Origin of the sequence: Pseudomonas sp. NY15354 (assembly GCF_048068075.1) — a bacterium.
In the GTDB taxonomy this organism is placed as follows: domain Bacteria; phylum Pseudomonadota; class Gammaproteobacteria; order Pseudomonadales; family Pseudomonadaceae; genus Aquipseudomonas; species Aquipseudomonas guariconensis_C.
Genome location: NZ_JBLUPV010000015.1, coordinates 45,436 through 65,528, shown reverse-complemented (window position 1 = coordinate 65,528; position 20,093 = coordinate 45,436). Strand labels below are relative to the sequence as shown.

Genomic DNA, 20,093 nt, shown 5'->3' with positions numbered 1-20,093 from the left:
CCTTTGCAGCCGAGCCCGTCCCGATACACGCCTGTGTCGGGGCGGGCTCGGCTGTGCACAAGAAATGCGATGACGGGGAAATGACGTCAAGAAAACAGTTTCTGCTTATCCGACCCCATCACTCAGGCTAAACTCGCCGATGCTTCCCTGGCCCTGTCCTGAGTGCGCAATGAACAGCCCCCACGAAATCCGCCCCGACCTCGAGCAAGGCATCGACCGCAAGGAACTGGCGAAGCTGCGTGCGCGCTTTCTGCACCTGAACCAGGGCCGCCTGGCGCGGGCACTGGAGGGCTTGTCCACCCGTCAACAGCAGGTGCTGACCGCATTGCCCTTGCTGTTTCACGTCAACCATCCCGTGCTCCCTGGGTATGTCTCGGGTACGACGCCGGCGGGGGTTTCGGGCTTCGAGCCAGGCCCTGATCTGCTGGCCGAAGCCCAGCGCCTGGCCCGCTCCTTCACCTACAAACCCCGCCACGGCACTTCGCCCCAGCCGATTCATGGGTTGTTCCTGATGGGCAGCCTGGGCACGTTGGCCCAGGCCGAGCAAAGCGACATGGACCTGTGGGTGTGTCACGCCCCAGGGCTGCGGGAAGACGAACTGGCCGAGCTGCGGCGAAAATGCCAGCTTCTGGAGGCCTGGGCCGCCAGCCAGGGCGCCGAGGCGCATTTCTTCCTCATCGAACCCCAGGGCTTCGTCCAGGGCGAACGCGAGGGCCAACTCAGCTCCGACGACTGCGGAACCACCCAGCACTATCTGCTGCTCGATGAGTTCTATCGCACCGCGATCTGGCTGGCGGGGCGCACGCCCCTGTGGTGGCTGGTGCCCGTGTACGAGGAGCACAACTATCAGGCCTACACCCAGACCCTGCTGTCCAAGCGCTTCATCCGCGCCGAGGACGACCTGGACCTCGGCCACCTGGCGCACATTCCGCCCGGAGAGTTCGTCGGTGCCGGCTTGTGGCAGTTGTTCAAAGGTATCGACTCACCCTACAAGTCACTGCTCAAGTTGCTGCTCACCGAGGTCTACGCCAGCGAACACCCCGATGTGCGTTGCCTGAGCCTGGAGTACAAACAGGCGGTGTTCGCCAACCAGCTGGACCTCGACGCACTCGACCCCTACGTGATGGTCTACCGGCGCATCGAGCAGTACCTGCAACAACGGGGTGAGACCACTCGTCTGGAGCTGGTGCGGCGCAGCCTGTACCTGAAAGTGAACAGGAAACTCAGCGAGCTCGGCCGCTCCCGCGCCGACGGCTGGCAGCGCCAATTACTCGCACGCCTGGCCGATGAGTGGGGCTGGGACGAGCGCCAACTGGCCATGCTCGACACCCGCGCCCAATGGAAAGTCCGCCAGGTGGCCGCCGAACGTCGTGAGCTGGTGGCCGAGCTCAACCACAGCTATCGCTTCCTCACCCAATTCGCCCGCGACCAGAGCGCCAGCAGTCGGGCCGACCAGCGCGACCTCAATGTACTGGGCCGTCGCTTGTACGCAGCCTTCGAGCGCCGGGCGGGCAAGATAGAAGTGATCAACCCCGGGATCGCACCAGACCTGGCCGAAGACACCCTGACCCTGGTCCAGTCACCCAATCGCAAGGAACCAGGCACAACCCACTGGGGCCTGTACAACGGCAACTTGGGCGTACACGAATGGGAGCATTTTAGCCCCATCAAGCGTTGCCGCGAGTTGCTCGAGCTGCTCACCTGGGCCCATCGCAATGGCGTGATCGACAACACCACGCGCCTGGCCCTGCATCCCGGCGACAGTGACCTGACCGACTTCGAGCTGTTCAACCTGCTGGGCAGCCTGCAGCAGAGCATCCCGCTGCCATTGGAAGCAGTCAGCGAGGTCCGCCTGCTGCAACCGAGCGTGGCCGACGAGATCCTGCTGCTGGTCAATGTCGGCGTCGACCCGCTGCGTCATCACCGCGACCTGAACATCCTGATGACCACCGAACGCACCGACTCGCTGAGCTACGCCGGCGTCCGCGAGAACCTGGTGCTGACGCTCGACCAGATCACCCTCAACAGCTGGAACGAGGTGCTGGTCCAGCGCTATGACGGCGAGCACGCGCTGGTGCGCTGCCTGCGAGACCTCCTCAACGGCCTCGGCCAGCGCGTTCAACGCCCTCGGCTCCGGGTGCGCTGCTTCTGCCGCAATCGCGCCCAGGCCATCGCCCTGCGGGTCGAGGAAATCTTCGACACGGCGCAATTGCTGCTGGAGCAGAACCTCAACCACCGCTACCTGCTCCAGGTGGCGCAACACACCCACGTACTGGAGTTGCAACCAGGGCAAGTCACCCTGACCACTCTGTCCGACCATGACGCGGTCATCGGCTGTCTGGGCGAGGTGCGCGGCCAGTACAGCCCACTGCATCTGGACGCCAATGCCTTGCAGGACCATGACCTGCCGCTGGTACTGGAACAGGGCCGCCGCGATTGCCTGCAGGTGTTCTATCGCTTGCTGGAGGGGTGGGCCGACCTGTACGTGCTGGATGAGCACAACGCACTGTGGCACCAGCGCCTGCTGTTGCAGGATGAGGCACACCTGTTGCTGCCACTGCAACGCTTCCTGCGCTCTGTGCTGATGCGACACGATGCACAACTGCCACTGGACAGCCTGCAGCAGACATCGCTGGAGATCATGTATTACCAGTTGCTGCCATCGAGCCCTGGCAAGGCGCGGAGCCTGGAGCCACGCCCGGCACCGCGCGAAGGCGCAGGCCAGCCGTACTATGAAGTCCAGGCGATCCTGCAGGCCAGCGCGTCGGATGAGGTACACATCACCCTCTACTGCAACCAGCAGGAGTTCTCCGAGCTGGAGCATGGCGACCAGCTGTACGCCATGGTCGCTCGGCAAATCCTGAGGCAACGGCGTAGCGCGGGCAGCTATCGCTGCTATATCACCGATCTGGACCTGTCCGAACTGCTGGGCGACGACCAAGGCTCCACGGCGCTTTACCTGCGTTACAAAAGCCAGCTGGAGCGGGCGCTCAACGATGGCCTGGAACAGTTGAAGGCAACCTTGGAGCCTTGATGCCTCCGAGGACGCGGGCTGGTCCGGGAGCCTGGCGGTGAGACAAGCATCGTATTCGCGGGTAAACCCGCTTCCTCAGGGCCAGCGGTGATCCTTGTGGAAGCGGGTTTACCCGCGAAAGTGTCCGATCACGCAATGCAAGACAACGAGTCTTAGAGATCGAAGTCGCCCGCCGCTTCCGGCTGGTATTCGACCGCCAGCAGCTTGAGCTTGAGGGTCTTGCCGCCCGGGGCCGGCCAGTCGATCTGGTCGCCCACCGACAACCCCAGCAGCGCACAGCCGATCGGTGCCAGGATCGAGACACTGCCCTCGGGACCGGCATCCTTCGGATAGACCAGGGTCAGGTGATAGTCCTTGCCACTGGCCTCCTCGCGGCAATGCACGCGCGAGTTCATGGTCACTACACCGGCCGGGACGTCCTCGTGACCGACCACCTGATCGGCGCGGTCCAGCTCGTCCTGCAGGGCGAGCACACCCGGCGTACTTTCGTCGAGGCTGTCGATCAGGCGCTCGAGACGCTGTACGTCCAATCGGGTGAGGATGAGGGAAGGCTTGGTGCTCATGATCCAGTCAGACTCCTTTTTAACAGGCAGATAAAGCAAAACCCCGCCCAAGGGCGGGGTTTGTGAATGCTTTTGGCGTCATCGACGCAAGCCCGACACTACCACAGTCGGACAAATACTCAAGCCCGGTCCGTCAATGGCCGATGTGCTGCTCGCGCAGGGTCTGGGCTTGGTGACAGATCTGCCGACGCCGTTCGTCGTCGGCCGAACGCCATTCGCGGATGTGCTCGACATGCCGAAAACATCCCGTACAGACCCGGCGCTCGTCGAGCCGACACACACTGATGCAGGGCGACGGCACCGCCGGGCTGACATTGCTGTAGAGCGGCTTGGGCGGCCGGGATTGGTCACTCATCTCAGATCTCGTCGAAGTCCAGCTTCTCGCCGGCCCGCTCCCAGACGATACGCTCGAGCATCTCGCCCAGCAGCTCCTCGCTCTTCTCGCAGACCCACTTGCCGCTCTCTTCGTCGTAGTCGAAGTGGAACCCCCCGGAACGGTCGGCCAACCACAGCTGGCGCAGCGGCTCCTGACGGCTGAAGATCAGCTGGCTGCCGCTGTCGAACTTGATGGTGAGCACCCCGGCGGAGTTCTCCATGTCCACGTCCAGGCCGCTCTCATCGAACAGGTCTTCCAGGGCCTGTTGGGTCGCGTCGACCAGATCGTGGAAACGCGCTTCGCTCAAACTCATTGCAGGAACCTCGAAATTGGCTGCTTACGGCAAGCCGGGCAAGATACGGGCGACGTGCCGGGAATGCAAAGGTTAGCGCCAGTCCATACTGGCCCAATCGCGGGACAAGCCCGCACCTACAAGGCCTGCGTTACGTCTTGCAGGCGCGGACTTGCCCGGCGATCGGGCGTCGCTGACCGGACAAGAATAGCCAAATCAACTCGGGGGTTGGCCCTCCGCCAGGCGGACCGGTCCTTGCATAGGCAATCCAGCAGGCGCTCGGTATACTCGGGCGCAATACTGCATATTTCAAAGGATTCGCCAATGAAGCGCCTGATTTCCTCCCTCGCGGCGCTGGTCGCGGTTGCCTGCCTCGTTTCGGCCTGCGGTCAGAAGGGCCCCCTGTACCTGCCTGAAGACGGCAAGGACGGCAAGGACGCCCGCAAATCGCACCAGCATCAAGCGACCCAGCCGGCTCAACCGGCCGAGACGCTCGAGCCTGCCGAACCCGCCCAGCCAGAGTCGCAGCCCGCGCAGTACTAAGGAAATCCAATGGACGCTTTCAACTACCGCGACGGCGAGCTGTTCGCGGAAGGCGTGGCCCTGTCGGCCATCGCCGAACGTTTCGGCACCCCGACCTACGTGTACTCGCGCGCCCACATCGAGGCCCAGTACCGCAGCTACACCGACGCCCTGCAAGGCACTGAGCACCTGGTCTGCTTCGCGGTCAAGGCCAACTCCAACCTGGGCGTGCTGAACGTCCTGGCCCGCCTGGGCGCAGGCTTCGACATCGTCTCCGGCGGTGAACTGGAGCGTGTGCTGGCCGCTGGCGGACGCGCCGATCGTGTGGTGTTCTCCGGTGTCGGCAAGACCCGTGACGACATGCGCCGCGCGCTGGAAGTCGGTGTGCACTGCTTCAACGTCGAATCCACCGAAGAGCTCGAGCGCCTGCAAGTGGTGGCCGCCGAGATGGGCAAGGTCGCCCCGGTCTCGCTGCGCGTGAACCCGGATGTCGACGCCGGTACCCACCCGTACATCTCCACCGGTCTCAAGGAAAACAAGTTCGGCATCGCCATCGCCGACGCCGAGGCCATCTACGTGCGCGCCGCGCAGTTGCCCAACCTGGACGTGGTGGGCGTGGACTGCCACATCGGCTCCCAGCTGACCACCGTCGAGCCTTTCCTCGATGCCCTGGACCGCCTGCTGGTGCTGGTCGACCGCCTGGCCGAATGCGGCATCCACCTGCGTCACCTGGACCTGGGCGGCGGTGTCGGCGTTCGCTACCGCGACGAAGAACCACCGCTGGTGTCGGACTACATCCAGGCCATCCGCGAGCGCGTCGGCGAGCGTGACCTGGCCCTGGTGTTCGAGCCGGGCCGTTACATCGTCGCCAATGCCGGCGTCCTGCTGACCCGCGTCGAATACCTCAAGCACACCGAACACAAAGACTTCGCCATCATCGACGGGGCAATGAACGACCTGATCCGCCCGGCCCTGTACCAGGCCTGGATGGGCGTCAGCGCGGTCAAGCCACGTGCAGGCGAAGGGCGCAGCTATGACCTGGTCGGCCCGATCTGCGAGACCGGCGACTTCCTGGCCAAGGACCGCGTCCTGAACCTGGCCGAAGGCGACCTGCTGGCCGTTCAGTCCGCTGGCGCCTATGGTTTTGTCATGAGCTCGAACTACAACACCCGTGGCCGCTGCGCCGAAGTGCTGGTCGATGGAGACGAGGCTTTCGAAGTCCGTCGCCGTGAAACCATTGCCGAACTGTTCGCCGGCGAAAGCCTGCTGCCGGAGTGAGCCCATGCTGCTGCGTTTCACCAAGATGCACGGGCTAGGCAACGACTTCATGGTCCTGGACCTGGTCAGCCAGCACGCGCACATCCAGCCCAAGCATGCCAAGCAGTGGGGAGATCGCAATACCGGCGTCGGCTTCGACCAGTTACTGATCGTCGAGGCGCCGAGCAATCCGGATGTGGACTTCCGCTATCGGATCTTCAATGCCGACGGCTCCGAGGTCGAGCAGTGCGGCAACGGCGCGCGCTGCTTCGCCCGCTTCGTGCTGGATAAGCGCCTGACCGCGAAGAAGCGCATCCGCGTGGAAACCAAGGGCGGCATCATCGAGCTGGACGTGCGCAACGACGGCCAGGTGTGTGTCGACATGGGCCCGCCACGCTTCGTCCCGGCCGAGATTCCATTCGTCGCCGATGAACAGGCCCTGAACTACCCACTGGAAGTCGACGGCCAGGTCCATTCGATCGCCGCCGTGTCCATGGGCAACCCGCACTCGGTGCTGCGTGTCGATGACGTGCGCACGGCCCCGGTGCATGAGCTGGGCCCGAAAATCGAACACCATCCGCGCTTCCCGCAGCGGGTCAATGCCGGTTTCATCCAGGTCGTCGACCGTCATCACGCCAACCTGCGGGTCTGGGAACGTGGTGCTGGCGAAACCCAGGCTTGCGGCACCGGGGCCTGCGCGGCCGCGGTAGCAGCCATCAGCCAGGGCTGGATGGACTCTCCGGTGAGCATCGACCTGCCGGGCGGCCGTCTGAACATCGAATGGGCCGGCCCCGGCAAGCCCGTACTGATGACCGGCCCAGCCGTACGCGTGTACGAAGGACAGGTTCGTCTCTAAACGAGTAACTGCCATGACCGATCAGCCCCAGGTTGTACCCGAGCAGAACCTCGACGCCGAAGCCGTGGTCGCCTACCTGCGCGCCCACCCGACCTTCTTCGCCGAGCACGACGAGCTGCTGATCGAGCAGCGAATCCCGCACCAGCGCGGCGACAGCGTGTCGCTGGTGGAGCGCCAGCTCAAGTTGCTGCGCGACCGCAACATCGAGATGCGTCATCGCCTCTCGCAATTGATGGACGTGGCCCGGGACAACGACCGGTTGTTCGACAAGACCCGTCGCCTGATCCTCGACCTGCTCGATGCGGGCAGCCTCGAGGAAGTGGTCATGGCCGTCGAGGACAGCCTGCGTCAGGAGTTCCAGGTGCCGTTCGTCAGCCTCATCCTCTTTGGCGAAAGCGCAGCCCCGGTCGGGCGCTGGGCCAGTAACGGGGAGGCGCAACAGGCCATCGGCGCGCTACTGGGCAGCGGCAAGACCGTCAGCGGCAACCTGCGCGAGCATGAGCTGGCTTTCCTGTTCGGCGACGAGCAGCGCAAGGAAGTCGGCTCCAGCGCCGTCGCCACGCTCGAATACCAAGGGCTGCATGGCGTACTGGCGATCGGCAGCCACGACCCACAGCACTACAAGAGCAGCGTCGGCACCTTGTTCCTGGGCTACATCGCCGAAGTGCTCGGCCGCGTCGTCCCACGCTTCACCCAAACCCTGCGACCGGTGCGCTGATGGAGCGCCAGCTGGAGGCTTATTGCGCGTACCTGCGCAATGAGCGCCAGGCGTCCGAGCACACCCAACTGGCTTACCGTCGCGACCTGCAGAACGTCATCGAGTTCTGCAACACCCAGGGCATTGACGACTGGAATGCCCTGCAGGTCCCGCAGTTGCGCCAGCTGGTGGTGCGTCAACATCAGCATGGCCAGTCCGCCCGCAGCCTGGCACGCCTGCTCTCGGCGGTGCGCGGCCTGTACCGTTACCTGAACCGCGAAGACCTGTGTCAGCACAACCCGGCCATTGGCGTGACCGCACCCAAGGGCGAGCGCCGCCTGCCCAAGGTCCTGGACACCGATCGCGCCCTGCAGTTGCTCGACGGTGGCGTGGACGATGATTTCATTGCCCGTCGCGACCAGGCCATTCTCGAACTCTTCTACTCGTCCGGGCTGCGCCTGTCGGAGCTGACCAATCTTGACCTGGACCAACTGGACCTCACCGCCGGGCTGGTCCAGGTACATGGCAAGGGCGGCAAGTCGCGTGTGCTGCCGGTCGGACGCAAGGCCCGCGAGGCCCTGCAGCAGTGGCTCAAACTGCGCGGCATCAGCGCGCCTCGGGACAACGCGGTGTTCCTGACCCGCCAAGGCACCCGCCTCGGCCAACGAGCGATCCAGATGCGGGTCAAGGCCGCGGGCGAACGCGAGCTGGGCCAGCACCTGCACCCCCACATGCTTCGCCATTCCTTCGCCAGCCACCTGCTGGAGTCGTCCCAGGACCTGCGCGCGGTGCAGGAGATGCTTGGCCACGCCGACATCGGCACCACGCAGATCTACACCCACCTGGACTTCCAGCACCTGGCCGCGGTGTACGACAGCGCCCATCCTCGGGCCAAACGCAGCAAAGGCACAGACTCATGAGCATCAAGCTGATCACCTTCGACCTGGACGACACCCTGTGGGACACCGCACCGGTGATCGCCAGCGCCGAAATCGTCCTGCGCGACTGGCTCGCGGCCAATGCCCCGATCCTGGGCGGCGTGCCGGTCGAGCACCTGTTCGCCATCCGCGAGCGCCTGGTGCAGGCCGAACCGGGCCTCAAGCACCGCATCAGTGCCCTGCGCCGCCGCGTGCTGTTCCATGCGCTGGAAGACGTCGGCTACAGCGAGAAGCAGGCCCTTGAGCTTGCCAACGAAGGTTTCGAGGTGTTCCTGCACGCCCGGCATCAAGTGGAGGTGTTTCCTGAAGTACAGCCGGTGCTGGAGATCCTGCGCCACCAGTACATGCTCGGCGTGGTCACCAACGGCAACGCCGACGTGCGACGCCTGGGGCTGGCGGACTACTTCAAGTTCGCCCTGTGCGCCGAGGACCTGGGCATCGGCAAACCGGACCCTGCGCCGTTCATGGAAGCCCTGCGCCGAGGCGAAGTCGGGGCCGATGCCGCGGTGCACATCGGCGACCATCCCGCTGACGACGTCGCAGGCGCCCAACGCGCCGGGTTGCGGGCGGTGTGGTTCAACCCCCAGGGCAAGGACTGGGCGGGTGAGCAGGCACCGGATGCACAGATCCAGCGGTTGTCGCAGTTGCCGGACGTTCTGTCGCGCTGGCGCTGATCAGGGCCGCGTTGCGCCCCATCGCAGGCACGACGCCAATCTGTAGAAGCGGCCTTGTGCCGCGAAAGGGCCACAGAGTGGTCCCCTTTCCCCGCCCACAAAAAAGCCCGCAGCGACGGCGGGCTTTTTTGCGTTCAGCCACTCAGATAGGGCGGCTGCCGTACTTGTTGTCCGGCTTCTTGGGCGGATCGGCGACCACGTTGGCTTCGACCTCCTGAACCTTGCCACCACGCGCAAGGAACTCTTCCATGGCCTTGGCCAGCGCATCGCGCTCTTTCTGCTTGGCTTCCATGCTTGGCATCTCGTCCACCGAGACCGCCGCCTTGGATTTACCCTTGGCTACAGGTGCGGGGCTGTCGTCTTCGCCGGCGTCTTCCGCGCCGTCGTCAGCCGCAGCTTCGAGGCCCTCATCGGCCTCGTCTTCATCGCCTACTTCGAGGTCGTCATTTTCCAGATCGTCGTCGCTCATGTTCTACCTCATGACTTGCGAAAAGCAGGTTAGTTATAGACCAGTGGAGCCGTAGACCGGCAGCCACCAGTGAAAATTCAACTGGCCGTGGGTTGGCCACTGCCCGGGCGTCCCTCTCCTGATGTGGAGACTGTCGCCCAACAGGCCCTGCTCCTGGCAGAGCCTGAAAAATCATCGAGCCATCGGCCGGAAAAAAGCGCCGGCAGCACCTGCTGGCCATGCGCTACTGGCAAGCCTAGCAAAGGGTGGAGAAGTGTGGGGACAGCTCATCGAACACCCTTCGGCGCGCATTCTAGCGCGCTCGTTGAAAAAGCAAAGCTCCCTGAACGCCCAGCGCGTTGTAAGTTTTACGCCTCTGTCACGAACGTGCCGGGTAAACCGTTTGCTCTTCGCCAAACAGCGAATTCCAGGCAAAAAAATGCCCGGCGAACCGGGCAAGTTTTCCAGCGTCTCGCGGTTACAGGTTGTAGCCACGCTCGTTGTGTTGAGCCAGGTCGAGGCCGACCGACTCTTCTTCTTCGTTGACCCGCAGCCCCATCAACACGTCCAGCACCTTGAGGATCACGTAGGTGACGATGGCGGTGTAGACCACAGTGAACAGCACGCCCTTGGTCTGCACCCAGAGCTGTGCGGCGATATCGGTGACCGCGCCGAAGCCGCCCAGGGCAGGGGCTGCGAACACACCGGTGAGAATGGCACCGACGATACCGCCGACACCATGCACGCCGAAGGCGTCGAGGGAGTCGTCATAGCCCAGCTTGCGCTTGAGGCTGGTGGCGCAGACGTAGCAGATCACGCCCGAAGCCAGGCCGATGATCAAGGCGCCCATCGGGCCCACGGTGCCTGCCGCCGGGGTGATGGCCACCAGGCCCGCGACCACCCCGGAGGCGATGCCCAGGGCACTGGGTTTGCCGTGGCCGATCCACTCGGCGAACATCCAGCCCAGCGCCGCCGCCGCCGTGGCGATCTGGGTGACCAGCATGGCCATGCCGGCGGTGCCGTTAGCTGCGGCGGCAGAGCCTGCGTTGAAACCGAACCAGCCGATCCACAGCATGGCCGCACCCATCAGCGTATAGCCCAGGTTGTGCGGGGCCATCGGCGTGGTTGGGTAGCCCTTGCGCTTGCCCAGCACCAGGCAGCAGACCAGGCCTGCGATACCGGCATTGATGTGCACCACGGTGCCACCGGCGAAGTCGAGCACGCCCCAGTCCCACATCAGCGCGCCGTCACCACTCCAGACCATGTGCGCGATCGGCGCATAGACCAAGGTGAACCAGATGCCCATGAAAACCAGCATAGCGGAGAACTTCATGCGCTCGGCGAAGGCACCGACGATCAGCGCCGGGGTGATGATGGCGAAGGTCATCTGGAAGGTGATGAACACCGCCTCGGGGAACAACGCAGTGGCCGAGGTCAGGTTCTGGGGCGTGACGCCGGCCAGAAACGCCTTGGAGAAACCACCGACGAAGGAATAGAGATTGACCACGCCCTTTTCCATACCCGTGGTATCGAATGCCAGGCTGTAGCCGTAGACGACCCAGAGGATGCTCATCAGGCCGGTGATGGCGAAGCATTGCATCATCACCGACAGCACGTTCTTGGAGCGGACCATGCCGCCATAGAACAGGGCCAGGCCCGGAATGGTCATGAACAGCACCAGCGCCGTGGCAGTGAGCATCCAGGCGGTATCGCCGGAGTTCAACGCCGGGGCAGCTTCCTCTGCCAAGGCCAGGCCGGGCATTACGAGGGACAATAGGGCTCCTAGCCCTGCGATCTTACGCAGAGTCATGTTGTTTTCTCCTGGGGCGTTGGGTTTGTGAGGCGGTGTTACTTAGATCGCGTCGGTATCGGTTTCGCCGGTACGGATGCGGATGGCCTGCTCCAGATTGACCACGAAGATCTTGCCGTCACCGATCTTGCCGGTGTTGGCAGCCTTGGTGATGGCTTCGATTACCCGGTCAAGGTCCTTGTCGTCGATGGCGACGTCGATCTTCACCTTGGGCAGGAAATCGACCACGTACTCGGCACCGCGATACAGCTCGGTATGGCCTTTCTGCCGACCGAAGCCTTTGACTTCGGTCACGGTGATGCCCTGCACGCCGATTTCCGACAGCGACTCGCGCACGTCGTCCAGCTTGAACGGCTTGATGATGGCAGTGACTAGCTTCATGAAACTTCTCCCGATTTGGTGGACTTGCCCCAGGAAAACAAACCCGTCTCAAGTCTAAGCGCAGCGCCTGGCTTTGTAACCCGTCGTCGGAGCCCTCTCGCCGAAGTCGAAAGGGCCGTTGGTTCCAGCCTCGCACTGCCTGGTCACAAGAACTGCATCAGTGCATGGCTCGCGATGGTCTCTGCAGAAACCTTGCCACTTCGAATAACTGCAGCAAAAACAGCCGGTTACGCTTAAGAACGGATTTTGGCCAATCGCCAGCAAGGGAAAGACGCACAACTTCGGTGCAGCACGACGTGCCGGATTGCGCAAAAAATGTGCAGGGCAAATGCCATCGGGGTGCGTGCTACACTGCGCACCTCTCAACGATTCAAGCGGACAGCCCAACATGCTCGCGCCCAAAGCTTTTCTCGACGCCCTGAGCGACCAGGCCTCGCGCCTGTTCAGCGGCGACACCGCACAACCTCGCGCCGAACTGGAAAGCCAGTTCAAGGTCCTCATGCAAGGCGCCTTCAGCAAGCTGGACCTGGTCAGCCGCGACGAATTCGACAGCCAGATGGTCGTCCTGGCGCGCACACGCGCACGCCTGGAAGCCCTGGAGAAGCAGTTGGCCGAGCTGGAAGCCCGGATCGCGCCATCCGTTCAGCAATAGCACCCGGCATCTTTGCGGGAGACATCGGAGCCCCGAATCGCCTTTCCCGCAGCGTGCGCGGTGTCCGGCAGGGGTTCTGCGGTGTCCTCAAGAACACCGCCGTCCCTATGGGAGCGGGTTCATCCGCGAACAGGCCGGTGCGAACAACACGAACTGGCCGTCGGCCGTCCATTGCAAAACCCCGACGCACTCTTTCGCAATAGCCCTTCCCCAGGCGCTCTATGCTTGCCCAACCGCAGGAAGCGGTTTTCTAAAAGCGATCACGGAGTGTCCATGTCCCTCGCCCTCGTCCACAGCCGCGCCCAGGTCGGCGTGCTGGCGCCTGCTGTCAGTGTCGAAACCCATCTGGCCAACGGCCTGCCCACCCTGACGCTGGTGGGTCTGCCCGAAGCCACGGTCAAGGAAAGCAAGGACCGGGTGCGCAGCGCCATCGTCAACGCCGGCCTGGACTACCCCGCCCGGCGCATCACCCAGAACCTCGCCCCGGCCGACCTGCCCAAGGACGGCGGGCGCTATGACCTGGCCATCGCCCTGGGCATCCTCGCCGCCAACGGCCAGGTGCCGGTCGCGACCCTGAGCGATATCGAGTGCATCGGCGAGCTGGCGCTGTCGGGCGGGTTGCGGCCAGTGCAGGGCGTGCTGCCTGCTGCGCTGGCCGCCCGAGAAGCGGGGCGAGCGCTGGTGGTGCCCCGGGAAAACGCCGAGGAAGCGAGCCTGGCGAGCGGCCTGGTGGTGTATGCCGTGGATCATCTGCTGGAACTGGTCGCCCACCTCAATGGCCAGGCGCCCTTGTCACCCTACGCGGCCAATGGCCTGCTGCTGCGGGAGCGGCCCTATCCGGACCTCAGCGAAGTGCAGGGCCAGGCCGCAGCCAAACGCGCCCTGCTGGTCGCAGCGGCCGGCGCGCACAATCTCCTGTTTACCGGGCCACCCGGCACGGGCAAGACCCTGCTCGCCAGCCGTCTGCCCGGATTGCTGCCTCCGCTGGATGAGCACGAGGCCCTGGAAGTGGCGGCGATCCAATCGGTCAGCGGTCACAAGCCGCTGGACTGCTGGCCGCAACGGCCGTTCCGCCACCCTCATCACTCGGCCTCCGGCCCTGCCCTGGTCGGCGGTGGCAGCCGACCTCAACCGGGCGAGATCACCCTGGCGCATCATGGCGTGCTGTTTCTGGACGAACTGCCGGAGTTCGAACGACGTGTACTGGAGGTGCTTCGCGAGCCGCTGGAATCGGGGGAAATCGTGGTAGCCCGCGCCAAGGATCGCATACGCTTCCCCGCACGTTTCCAACTGGTGGCAGCCATGAACCCCTGCCCTTGCGGCTACCTGGGTGATCCCACCGGTCGCTGTCGCTGCAGCACCGAGCAGATCCAGCGCTATCGCAACAAACTGTCCGGCCCGCTGCTCGATCGCATAGACCTACACCTGACCGTGGCCAGGGAAAGCACCGTACTGACCCACCAGCCCAGCGGTGAGTCCAGCGCCAGCGTCGCCCGCCAGGTGGCCCAGGCGCGGGACCTTCAGCAGCGGCGCCAGGGGTGCGCCAATGCCTTTCTCGACCTCAATGGCCTGCGCCGCCACTGTGTGCTGCAAGCCGACGACCAGGCCTGGCTGGAAAGTGCCTGCGAGCGCCTGACCTTGTCCCTGCGGGCCGCCCACCGCCTGCTCAAGGTGGCCCGTACATTGGCGGACCTTGAACAGGTGGACGGCATCGGGCGTGCGCACCTGGCCGAAGCACTCCAGTATCGACCGAGCGCCTGATGACTGGGCAGCGCCCTGTTCGCGGCTAAACCCGGGCCTACAAAGGTGGCGATTTCGGAACGATGCTTCCCGACGCGACGGGATTGTCCTGTTTATCGCACAAGACGAAAATGCCCGCCTCTGCTATCCATTGCCTAGGGTCTGTATGAAAAGTCTTGAGACGAAGGTCAGGCAAGGCGAAAACAGCCGAGGAAGCGCAGTTTACGGGTTGTAAATGAGCATTCCGAGGCTGTTTTCAACGCAGCATCACCGAGTATCAAGGCTTTTCGTACAGAGCCTAACCCCCTCGCCGCTCAAGGAGTCCGAGCCATGCCCCACGAAGCCAGCCTGTTGCAAACTGCGGTGATCTTCTTGCTTGCCGCCGTCGTTGCCGTGCCCCTGGCCAAGCGCCTGCAACTGGGCGCGGTCATCGGCTATCTGCTGGCCGGCGTGGCCATCGGCCCCCAGGCATTGGGGCTGATTCGCGACACCGAGAGCGTCGCGCACATCTCCGAACTCGGCGTGGTCCTGCTGCTGTTCATCATTGGCCTGGAGCTCTCGCCCCGGCGCCTGTGGCTGATGCGCAAGGCGGTATTCGGCGTGGGCCTGGCCCAGGTGCTGGTGACCGGCGCAGTCATCGGCGCGATTGCCCTGTTCGGTTTCGGCCAGTCGCTTTCCAGCGCCGCGGTGTTGGGCCTGGGTCTGGCGCTATCGTCGACTGCCTTCGGCCTGCAGAGCCTCGCCGAAAGCAAACAACTCAATGCCCCTCACGGGCGCCTGGCCTTCGCCATCCTGTTGTTCCAGGACATCGCCGCCATCCCCTTGATCGCCCTGGTGCCGCTGCTGGCTGCCAGCGGCCCGGACACCAGCCACGGCGATAGCCTGCAGCATGGCCTACAGGTGTTCGCCAGCATCGCCATCGTCATCGTCGGTGGCCGCTACCTGCTGCGCCCGGTGTTCCGCACCGTGGCCCGCACCGGCCTGCCGGAAGTCTCCACCGCCACTGCGCTGCTGGTGGTGATCGGCACCGCTTGGCTCATGGAACAGGCCGGCATTTCCATGGCCTTGGGCGCCTTCCTCGCCGGCCTGCTGCTGGCGGATTCAGAGTACCGCCACGAACTGGAGTCGCAGATCGAGCCGTTCAAAGGCCTGCTGCTGGGGTTGTTCTTCATCAGTGTCGGCATGGGCGCCAACCTCGGGCTGTTGCTGGAGATGCCGCTGGTACTGCTCGGCCTGACGCTGCTGCTGGTGGCGGTGAAGTTGCCGCTGCTGATGCTGGTCGGACGCCTGGCCGGTGGTCTGACCACCGCCAGTGCCCTGCGCCTCGGCGTGGTGTTGGCCGCTGGCGGCGAATTCGCCTTCGTGGTGTTCAAGCTGGGCAAGGATCAGGGCCTGTTCGACGCCCGCACCCACGACCTGCTGCTGATGACCATCACCCTGTCGATGGCCATCACCCCGCTGTTGCTGTTGGTCTGCGCGCGCCTGCTCAAGCGCCCGCAACCAGCCCGAGAAGTACCGGAGCACTACAAGAGCATCCAGGCCGATACCCCGCGGGTGGTGATCGTCGGCATGGGGCGCATGGGCCAGATCGTCTCGCGCATCCTGCGGGCGCAGAAGATCCCCTTCATCGCCCTGGACACCTCGGTGGACACCATCGAGATGACCCGCACCTTCGAGCAGGCCCCGGTGTTCTACGGCGACCCACAACGGCCGGAGGTGCTGCATGCGGCCAAGGTCGGCGAGGCCGAGTACGTCATCATCACCACGGACGATCCGGAGGTCACCACACGCACCGCCGAACGGGTCAAGCGCCTGTACCCGCACCTGAAGGTGATCGCCCGGGCACGCAATCGCCAGCACGTGCACAAGCTGATGGACGTCGGCGCCGAGCCGATCCGCGAGACCTTCTACTCGAGCCTTGAGATGAGCCGCCGCACCCTGGTCGGCCTGGGCTTGTCGAGCGAGCAGGCCGCGGACCGCATCCAGCGCTTCACCGAGCACGACGAACAAGTGCTCGAAGCCCAAGGCCGTGTACGCGATGACCGGGCCAAGGTCATGCAGACCGCCCAGGAGGCGCGCAAGGAACTGGAGCGGTTGTTCGAATCGGATGCGCCGTAGGGCACGGCGTGCGGGCATCCGGGGCTGGCAGAGGGACTGGTTGAATCGGACACTCCAAACTGACGCCACACAGCGCTCACCCGCGATACGGATGAAAAACGGCGTTGCTGGGGTAGACTGCCCCACGCGCCCCATCCTGAGAACCTCTGCATGGAAGACCTCAACTCCCTCTACTACTTCACCCAGGTAGTCGAACATGGCGGCTTCGCGCCGGCCGGCCGGGCCCTGGACATGCCCAAGTCCAAACTCAGCCGACGCATCGCCGAGCTGGAAGAGCGCCTGGGCGTGCGGCTGCTGCATCGCACCAGCCGCCACTGCTCGCTGACCGAGGTCGGCCAGGCGTACTACCAACGCTGCCTGGCCATGCGGGTGGAGGCCGAGGGGGCCGCCGAGATCATCGAGCGCAACCGCAGCGAGCCTCGTGGCCTGGTGCGCATCAGTTGCCCCACCACCTTGCTCAATGCCTGGGTGGGGCCGATGCTGACCCGCTACATGGCCAAGTACCCGCAAGTGGAGTTGTTCATCGAGAGTACCAACCGCCGGGTCGACCTGCTTCACGAAGGCTTCGACATCGCCCTGCGGGTGCGCTTCCCGCCGCTGGAGAACACCGACATGGTGATGAAGGTACTGAGCAACAGCACTCAGTGCCTGGTGGGGCAGCCTTCGTTTCTCGAACGCCTGCCGAAAGACTTCGAGCCGCAGATGCTGGGCCAATTGCCCAGCCTGCACTGGGGTGGTTCGCAGCGTGAGTATCAGTGGGAGTTGTTCCAGGACGAGCGTATGACGCAAAAGCTGGTGATTGCGCATACGCCCAAGGTGGTCACCGATGACTTGTTCGCCTTGCGCCACTTCGTGGTGGAGGGCGTGGGGATCGCGCACTTGCCACGGGTGGCGGTGCGTGAAGACCTCGCAGCGGGCAGGCTGGTGGAAATGTTGCCGGGCTGGCACCCGCGCTGCGGGATCGTCCATGCGATCTTCCCGTCACGGCGGGGGCTGCTACCGTCGGTGCGGGCGTTGATCGATCATCTGGCCGAAGAGTTCGCGGTCAGCGATATGGCGTAAGACCAAGGGGGCCGCAAAGCGGCCCCCATTGGTTCAGAAGGCAAAGCACGAGCAGCCTAAGGCCCCCCAGAAACCTTGGAAGTCATTCACCGGCACACTGGAATGGCGCGCCTTTTCATGGCTGTGGGCATGCACGCCACAAGGCCCGGCGCACTGGTGCACCGCCGCCGCCAAAGGCGCCCCGGCCCGCCAGTGCCCTGGCACCTTCACCACCGGCGACCACTCCGGCAACACCGGCAGCACAGCCGGGCCGAGCTTCTCGAAGTCGCCTGCGGCATACACCACCTTGCCATCGACCACCGTCAGCACCGACTCGATACCCTTGATCGCGTCCTCTTCGACGCTGAAGAAGTCCTGCGACAGCGCCGCCAGGTCCGCCAACTGGCCCACCTTGATCTGCCCTTTCTTACCCTGCTCACTGGAGAACCAGGCGCTGCCATGGGTGAACAGCTGCAAGGCCGTCTCGCGGCTCAGACCCTCCGGGTAAAGTTCCAGCCCGCCAACGGTCTTGCCGCTGACCAGCCAGTACAACGAAGTCCACGGGTTGTAGCTGGACACCCGAGTGGCGTCGGTACCCGCGCCCACCGGCACACCCTCGGCCAGCATGCGCTGAATCGGCGGGGTCTTTTCCGCAGCCTTGGCGCCATAACGGTCGACGAAGTATTCACCCTGGAAGGCCATGCGATCCTGGATGGCGATGCCGCCGCCGAGCGCTCGTACCCGCTCGATGTTCTTCGGGGTGATGGTCTCGCAATGGTCGAAGAACCACGGCAGCCCATTGAACGGAATGTCGCGGTCGACCTTCTCGAACACATCGAGCATGCGCGAGATGGACTCGTTGTACGTGGCATGCAGCCGGAACGGCCAGCGCTGCTCCACCAAGTGACGGACCACCGGTTCGAGCTCCTGCTCCATGGTCTGCGGCAAGTCGGGTCGCGGCTCGAGGAAGTCCTCGAAGTCGGCGGCGGAAAACACCAGCATTTCACCCGCACCGTTGTGGCGGAAAAAGTCGTTGCCGTCACCGGGTTTGACGATCTTGCTCCAGTTCTGGAAGTCGGCCAGCTCTTCCTTGGGTTTCTGGGTGAACAGGTTGTAGGCGATGCGCACGGTCAGTTGGCCTTGCTTGGCCAGTTCCTGGATCACTTGGTAGTCGTCCGGGTAGTTCTGGTAGCCGCCACCGGCATCGATGGCGCTGGTCAGGCCCAGGCGGTTGAGCTCGCGCATGAACTGGCGCGTGGAGTTGACCTGGTATTCCAGCGGCAGCTTCGGCCCCTTGGCCAGGGTGGCATACAGGATGGTGGCGTTAGGCCGGGCGATGAGCATGCCGGTGGGGTTGCCGAACTTGTCGCGCTGGATTTCGCCCCCAGGCGGGTCGGGCGTGTCCTTGGTGTAGCCCACGGCCTTGAGCGCGGCGCGATTGAGCAGCGCCCGGTCGTAAAGGTGCAGCAGGAACACCGGCGTGTCCGGCGCGGCTTGGTTGATCTCCTCCAGCGTCGGCATACGCTTTTCGGCGAACTGGAACTCGTTCCAGCCGCCGACCACCCTCACCCACTGCGGGCTCGGCGTGCGGTCGGCCTGGTCCTTGAGCATGCGCAGGGCGTCGGCCAGAGAGGGCACGCCCTCCCAGCGCAGTTCCAGGTTGTAGTTCAGGCCGCCACGGATCAGGTGCAGGTGCGAGTCGTTGAGCCCGGGGATGACCGTGCGTTGCTTGAGGTCGATCAACTGGGTGCCGGCACCTTTGTGCGCCATGGCATCGGCATCGGTGCCCACGGCGAGAAAGCGGCCATCTTTGATGGCGACGGCGCTGGCCTTGGGCTTCTCACGGTCGACGGTGTGCAGTCGGCCATTGAACAGGATGAGGTCGGCAGTCATGGGATCTCCTGAAATTGCGGCGTGAGCGGAATCGGTGAACGGCAGTGCGGACCAGAGCGCACCTGCGGCGCCCAGCACGGTGCTGGTGGCGAGGAACTGGCGGCGGCTCTTGTCGGTAGGGTCCTGGTTCATGGTGATCTCCGGCGGGTGCGTGATCGACAGGCGTGTGAAGGCTAGCAACGGATGCGCCGGCCAGCGCGGCAGCTGGTCAGCGACGCAGCCAGCCCGCGCAGCGGCGCGTCACCCAAGGCATGATGTAGAACACCACAGGCACGATGACGAACAGGTTGACGATCAAGTTGCTGGTGATCGCGCCGCCCAACGACGGAAAACGCGCGAAGAGCGGCGCCAGCAGTTGCGGGATGACCAGGGTCATCGGGCAAATGACGAGATAAGTCAGCAGCGCCTGCTTCCAGCGTGGCGGTTGGGCCGCACCGCTGGTGGGCGGCGTGAACCAGAATTCCGGATCGTCATGGACCTGGGTCTGGTCGCCCTCCTCCAGCAGCGGCAACACCTCGTCGATCAGCGCCTGGCGCTCGGCGGAGTCGACCCAGGCCTGCAGCTGGCTGGCCTCGGCGAAACGCACCACGGTGGTGAACTGACGGCCACCGTCGTCGGGACGGATCACATTCACATCCAGGTGCCCCGGCTGTTGACGGGCCACGCCAACGGTGTGCCGCAGCCAGGTTTCATAACGCGCCAGCGCATCGGTACGCACTTTGTGCTGGATGACCAGCGTGACCACGGTACGGTTGTTCATCGGCCTTCCCCTGAGCAAGGTGAAGCCAGGCGCCGGAATCC

19 protein-coding genes are annotated in these 20,093 nt (G+C 64.4%); 11 read left to right on the top strand and 8 right to left on the bottom strand.

The features are described 5' to 3' along the window. Positions 1–169 precede the first annotated feature (169 nt). Positions 170–3,034 carry a class I adenylate cyclase gene (locus tag ACNFCH_RS15805; protein ID WP_416743090.1) on the top strand — a complete coding sequence of 955 codons (2,865 nt, stop codon included), beginning with the start codon at positions 170–172 and terminating at the stop codon, positions 3,032–3,034. Positions 3,035–3,186: 152 nt separating this feature from the next. Here the strand turns inward: ACNFCH_RS15805 and rnk are convergent, their stop codons facing one another. The 3 genes from rnk to cyaY form a co-directional block, all read right to left on the bottom strand. Beyond that, positions 3,187–3,597 (bottom strand): nucleoside diphosphate kinase regulator, encoded by a 411-nt coding sequence (rnk, locus tag ACNFCH_RS15800; protein ID WP_337157624.1) that lies wholly within the window; start codon positions 3,595–3,597, stop codon positions 3,187–3,189. Between the two features lie 133 nt (positions 3,598–3,730). Beyond that, positions 3,731–3,952, bottom strand: coding sequence for a DUF1289 domain-containing protein (locus tag ACNFCH_RS15795; RefSeq protein WP_416743089.1), 222 nt, complete (start codon positions 3,950–3,952; stop codon positions 3,731–3,733). A 1-nt stretch (position 3,953) separates the two neighbouring features. Continuing rightward, a complete protein-coding gene (cyaY, locus tag ACNFCH_RS15790; RefSeq protein ID WP_043213409.1) occupies positions 3,954–4,286 on the bottom strand; it encodes an iron donor protein CyaY in 333 nt (110 codons plus the stop codon). A 303-nt stretch (positions 4,287–4,589) separates the two neighbouring features. On the opposite strand from cyaY, the gene lptM reads away from it, so the two are divergent. The 6 genes from lptM to ACNFCH_RS15760 are packed head-to-tail and all read left to right on the top strand — an operon-like array spanning position 4,590 to position 9,209. Beyond that, positions 4,590–4,808, top strand: coding sequence for an LPS translocon maturation chaperone LptM (gene lptM / locus ACNFCH_RS15785; RefSeq protein ID WP_196163215.1), 219 nt, complete (start codon positions 4,590–4,592; stop codon positions 4,806–4,808). A 9-nt stretch (positions 4,809–4,817) separates the two neighbouring features. Then, positions 4,818–6,065: a diaminopimelate decarboxylase gene (gene lysA, locus ACNFCH_RS15780; RefSeq protein ID WP_337157626.1), complete on the top strand. Its 1,248-nt coding sequence runs from the start codon at positions 4,818–4,820 to the stop codon at positions 6,063–6,065. Between the two features lie 4 nt (positions 6,066–6,069). Further along, a complete protein-coding gene (gene dapF, locus ACNFCH_RS15775; protein ID WP_196163213.1) occupies positions 6,070–6,900 on the top strand; it encodes a diaminopimelate epimerase in 831 nt (276 codons plus the stop codon). Between the two features lie 13 nt (positions 6,901–6,913). Then, the gene (locus ACNFCH_RS15770; protein ID WP_196163212.1) at positions 6,914–7,618 is read left to right on the top strand and encodes a DUF484 family protein; all 705 of its coding nucleotides are present in this window, start codon (positions 6,914–6,916) and stop codon (positions 7,616–7,618) included. Then, complete coding sequence (xerC, locus tag ACNFCH_RS15765) at positions 7,618–8,517, top strand: tyrosine recombinase XerC (protein ID WP_337157627.1); 900 nt, start codon at positions 7,618–7,620, stop codon at positions 8,515–8,517. The genes ACNFCH_RS15770 and xerC overlap by 1 nt, the downstream gene beginning before the upstream one ends. After that, positions 8,514–9,209 carry an HAD family hydrolase gene (locus tag ACNFCH_RS15760; protein WP_337157628.1) on the top strand — a complete coding sequence of 232 codons (696 nt, stop codon included), beginning with the start codon at positions 8,514–8,516 and terminating at the stop codon, positions 9,207–9,209. The genes xerC and ACNFCH_RS15760 overlap by 4 nt, the downstream gene beginning before the upstream one ends. Before the next feature lie 142 nt (positions 9,210–9,351). On the opposite strand, the gene sutA is transcribed toward ACNFCH_RS15760, so the two are convergent. The 3 genes from sutA to glnK all read right to left on the bottom strand — a co-directional run bounded on the left by sutA (position 9,352) and on the right by glnK (position 11,848). Then, positions 9,352–9,678: a transcriptional regulator SutA gene (sutA, locus tag ACNFCH_RS15755; protein WP_043213429.1), complete on the bottom strand. Its 327-nt coding sequence runs from the start codon at positions 9,676–9,678 to the stop codon at positions 9,352–9,354. A gap of 457 nt (positions 9,679–10,135) precedes the next feature. Beyond that, the gene (locus tag ACNFCH_RS15750; RefSeq protein WP_416743088.1) at positions 10,136–11,467 is read right to left on the bottom strand and encodes an ammonium transporter; all 1,332 of its coding nucleotides are present in this window, start codon (positions 11,465–11,467) and stop codon (positions 10,136–10,138) included. A 42-nt stretch (positions 11,468–11,509) separates the two neighbouring features. Further along, positions 11,510–11,848 (bottom strand): P-II family nitrogen regulator, encoded by a 339-nt coding sequence (glnK, locus tag ACNFCH_RS15745; protein WP_002555808.1) that lies wholly within the window; start codon positions 11,846–11,848, stop codon positions 11,510–11,512. Positions 11,849–12,236: 388 nt separating this feature from the next. Between glnK and ACNFCH_RS15740 the strand changes: the two genes are divergently transcribed. The 4 genes from ACNFCH_RS15740 to ACNFCH_RS15725 all read left to right on the top strand — a co-directional run bounded on the left by ACNFCH_RS15740 (position 12,237) and on the right by ACNFCH_RS15725 (position 17,420). Next, complete coding sequence (locus tag ACNFCH_RS15740; protein WP_337157629.1) at positions 12,237–12,500, top strand: accessory factor UbiK family protein; 264 nt, start codon at positions 12,237–12,239, stop codon at positions 12,498–12,500. Positions 12,501–12,773: 273 nt separating this feature from the next. Then, positions 12,774–14,261 carry a YifB family Mg chelatase-like AAA ATPase gene (locus ACNFCH_RS15735; RefSeq protein WP_337157630.1) on the top strand — a complete coding sequence of 496 codons (1,488 nt, stop codon included), beginning with the start codon at positions 12,774–12,776 and terminating at the stop codon, positions 14,259–14,261. A gap of 309 nt (positions 14,262–14,570) precedes the next feature. Further along, on the top strand, positions 14,571–16,358 hold the full coding sequence (locus tag ACNFCH_RS15730) for a monovalent cation:proton antiporter-2 (CPA2) family protein (protein WP_337157631.1): 1,788 nt from the start codon (positions 14,571–14,573) through the stop codon (positions 16,356–16,358). A 150-nt stretch (positions 16,359–16,508) separates the two neighbouring features. Continuing rightward, the gene (locus ACNFCH_RS15725) at positions 16,509–17,420 is read left to right on the top strand and encodes a LysR substrate-binding domain-containing protein (protein WP_337157632.1); all 912 of its coding nucleotides are present in this window, start codon (positions 16,509–16,511) and stop codon (positions 17,418–17,420) included. Positions 17,421–17,453: 33 nt separating this feature from the next. Here ACNFCH_RS15725 and ACNFCH_RS15720 read toward each other — a convergent pair whose 3' ends face one another. Together ACNFCH_RS15720 and ACNFCH_RS15715 are read right to left on the bottom strand one after the other, a co-directional pair. Then, a complete protein-coding gene (locus ACNFCH_RS15720; RefSeq protein WP_416743087.1) occupies positions 17,454–19,424 on the bottom strand; it encodes an amidohydrolase in 1,971 nt (656 codons plus the stop codon). A 76-nt stretch (positions 19,425–19,500) separates the two neighbouring features. Then, positions 19,501–20,052 (bottom strand): antibiotic biosynthesis monooxygenase, encoded by a 552-nt coding sequence (locus tag ACNFCH_RS15715; protein WP_337157634.1) that lies wholly within the window; start codon positions 20,050–20,052, stop codon positions 19,501–19,503. Between the last annotated feature and the right edge of the window lie 41 nt (positions 20,053–20,093).

Bases quoted from the DNA above. Each gene is read 5' to 3' on its own strand.
- ACNFCH_RS15805 (WP_416743090.1), top strand. From the start codon at position 170: ATGAACAGCCCCCACGAAATCCGCCCCGACCTCGAGCAAGGCATCGAC.
- rnk (WP_337157624.1), bottom strand. From the start codon at position 3,597: ATGAGCACCAAGCCTTCCCTCATCCTCACCCGATTGGACGTACAGCGT.
- ACNFCH_RS15795 (WP_416743089.1), bottom strand. From the start codon at position 3,952: ATGAGTGACCAATCCCGGCCGCCCAAGCCGCTCTACAGCAATGTCAGC.
- cyaY (WP_043213409.1), bottom strand. From the start codon at position 4,286: ATGAGTTTGAGCGAAGCGCGTTTCCACGATCTGGTCGACGCGACCCAA.
- lptM (WP_196163215.1), top strand. From the start codon at position 4,590: ATGAAGCGCCTGATTTCCTCCCTCGCGGCGCTGGTCGCGGTTGCCTGC.
- lysA (WP_337157626.1), top strand. From the start codon at position 4,818: ATGGACGCTTTCAACTACCGCGACGGCGAGCTGTTCGCGGAAGGCGTG.
- dapF (WP_196163213.1), top strand. From the start codon at position 6,070: ATGCTGCTGCGTTTCACCAAGATGCACGGGCTAGGCAACGACTTCATG.
- ACNFCH_RS15770 (WP_196163212.1), top strand. From the start codon at position 6,914: ATGACCGATCAGCCCCAGGTTGTACCCGAGCAGAACCTCGACGCCGAA.
- xerC (WP_337157627.1), top strand. From the start codon at position 7,618: ATGGAGCGCCAGCTGGAGGCTTATTGCGCGTACCTGCGCAATGAGCGC.
- ACNFCH_RS15760 (WP_337157628.1), top strand. From the start codon at position 8,514: ATGAGCATCAAGCTGATCACCTTCGACCTGGACGACACCCTGTGGGAC.
- sutA (WP_043213429.1), bottom strand. From the start codon at position 9,678: ATGAGCGACGACGATCTGGAAAATGACGACCTCGAAGTAGGCGATGAA.
- ACNFCH_RS15750 (WP_416743088.1), bottom strand. From the start codon at position 11,467: ATGACTCTGCGTAAGATCGCAGGGCTAGGAGCCCTATTGTCCCTCGTA.
- glnK (WP_002555808.1), bottom strand. From the start codon at position 11,848: ATGAAGCTAGTCACTGCCATCATCAAGCCGTTCAAGCTGGACGACGTG.
- ACNFCH_RS15740 (WP_337157629.1), top strand. From the start codon at position 12,237: ATGCTCGCGCCCAAAGCTTTTCTCGACGCCCTGAGCGACCAGGCCTCG.
- ACNFCH_RS15735 (WP_337157630.1), top strand. From the start codon at position 12,774: ATGTCCCTCGCCCTCGTCCACAGCCGCGCCCAGGTCGGCGTGCTGGCG.
- ACNFCH_RS15730 (WP_337157631.1), top strand. From the start codon at position 14,571: ATGCCCCACGAAGCCAGCCTGTTGCAAACTGCGGTGATCTTCTTGCTT.
- ACNFCH_RS15725 (WP_337157632.1), top strand. From the start codon at position 16,509: ATGGAAGACCTCAACTCCCTCTACTACTTCACCCAGGTAGTCGAACAT.
- ACNFCH_RS15720 (WP_416743087.1), bottom strand. From the start codon at position 19,424: ATGAACCAGGACCCTACCGACAAGAGCCGCCGCCAGTTCCTCGCCACC.
- ACNFCH_RS15715 (WP_337157634.1), bottom strand. From the start codon at position 20,052: ATGAACAACCGTACCGTGGTCACGCTGGTCATCCAGCACAAAGTGCGT.